The following is a 2,027-nucleotide window of genomic DNA, read 5'->3' on the forward strand; positions in this document are numbered from 1 at the left end:
TGCAGTTCAAGTTTTGCGTAGATTTTACTTGTGTGGTTTCGAACGGTTTTTTCACTCATTTGAAGACTTCTAGCAATTTCTTTACCACTCATTGCTTGGCAGATGAGTCTCAGCACGTCCTGCTCGCGCTTTGTCAAATCGTCAAAGTCCGTCGTTTGACCGGAAAATGTAAATTCAAGCAAGCTCTTGGAAAAAGCGCGCCAGGCAGATTCATCGCGTTGGATAATGTGATTTTTTCCCTCTAAAGCAGACATTGTCGCTCCGGGAATATTCTGAGCGAGACGTTGTCCTTCTTCAAACGGAATAACCTGATCGTTCCTTGAATGGATCACCAGTGTTGGAACTGAAACCTTTGGCAATAGACTTTCAACATTAACGTCAGCGCGCGCCATAAGCAGGTCGGCCCCTGTCTCAGGCAAAACGGTCTTTTGGCAAAGTTCTGTAAACCAAGAGCGTTGTTCGGACGGCGCACCAGGAAGAAATCTTGATGTAAATACATCTTGAAACGCAGGGTTGTCATTCTCCCAACCCAGGCGAAATACATCGATAACAGTCTTGTAGTTTTTGGCGGCAACCGATCCGCGGTGGTTGCTGCCCCTTGCATAGCCTCCAACGAGTACCATCCCGGCGACTCTGCCGGGATGCCTCAGCGAATACGCGATAGAAGTCGCAGCGCCCTGAGAAATACCCAGAAGATAAATTGGTTCGTCTATTTCAGCGGCGTCGATTACAGCTTCGAGATCATCAACCCAGTAATCAATACCCAGATTCTCAACTCGTTTGTCAGATAATCCGCAGCCTCGCTCATCATATCGAACAAGGGTGAATTGACTTTCTAGCAATTCGATCCAGTGAGACCAAATTGGACTGTCTAGATCATAACTGAGATGCGTGAGCCAGTTAGCCGCCTTTACCATTGGTAGGCCGTTTCCGGATTTGCTCCACGCCAGCGACGTACCATCGCTTGAAGAAGTGTATCTAACGGTTCGCATGTCTTTTTTTAGTCAATTTGGGGCAAATGTCCCATCAATTTCCCGTCGGTATGAGTCTAGCCGGGACATGTGTCCGATAGGTTGAAGGCCAGATGAGTGACACCATTGTGAAACTCAGATTGGAGGTCATCACATGAATAAGCAATTTGACGCATCATTACACGCTTGGCCGTGCTGGTCCCAAATATCGCCTGCTCCCTGCGTAGGGCTACATTGTTCCGGCGCTGACGGAAGCCAGTGGCGCACTCTGTTTGCCCGGATGAGCGAAGAAACCAAAACAATAGCACCCGACCTAATAGGAACCCTGTCTAGGGGTCATAAAATCCCGGACGGGCCGTTCACATTGGAAAACGAAGCTGCTTCGATTATCACTGAGATAGAGAAGCTTGGCAGGCCCGCTCACTTGATTGGACACTCGTATGGAGGAGCGCTGGCTTTGCATATCGCCAGAGCTCGACCCGACCTTGTTCGATCACTTTGTCTCTATGAACCAACTTTGTTCAGCCTACTGAAAGCCGGAGAGTTGACTGACGGTTTATTGTATTCCGAGATTGTTAGCCTCACAAACGCAATACGAACGGGCATAGAAGAGGGATGCGAAGAGTTTAGCGCACAGGTTTTCACTGATTTTTGGGGAGGACTTGGCTCTTGGCAAGCCCTGAGTCGTGAACGCAGGTGCGCTATGATTGATTGGGTTCACAAAGCCCCAAGCGATTTCGATGCGCTTCTGAATGAACCTGATCCAGAAAATATTTTTCATGAAGGAATTCCCTCTACGATCATGCTCGGATCGGAGACTCATGCGCACACGAAGCGCATCGCAGAAATTCTGGCAACCCAAGGTAAGCTTGCTGAGCTAAAGGTTCTGAAAGGTGCCGGCCATTTGGGTCCCTTTACCTTCAAGGAAAGTTTCGAGATGGAGGTGCTGTCGCATATTAGAACTGTTGACCGCCGCGACATGGCTTCAATGGACATCAAGCCGATCAGTAGATCATGAGCCGGGGACACTGGAAATCTAGAAAAGGCGACCGACCG

General features: G+C 48.9%; 2 protein-coding genes. One reads left to right on the top strand and one right to left on the bottom strand.

Features of this window, described 5'->3' with window-relative positions; translation table 11 throughout:
- Positions 1 to 917: alpha/beta fold hydrolase (locus tag GOX73_RS20570; RefSeq protein WP_171135091.1), on the bottom strand; the 917-nt coding region annotated here is incomplete at its 3' end.
- A 208-nt stretch (positions 918 to 1,125) separates the two neighbouring features.
- Here GOX73_RS20570 and GOX73_RS20575 point away from each other — a divergent pair.
- Complete coding sequence (locus GOX73_RS20575; RefSeq protein WP_171126714.1) at positions 1,126 to 1,989, top strand: alpha/beta fold hydrolase; 864 nt, start codon at positions 1,126 to 1,128, stop codon at positions 1,987 to 1,989.
- Positions 1,990 to 2,027: the final 38 nt, after the last annotated feature.

Source organism: Ruegeria sp. HKCCD7221 (assembly GCF_013031225.1).
GTDB lineage: Bacteria > Pseudomonadota > Alphaproteobacteria > Rhodobacterales > Rhodobacteraceae > Ruegeria.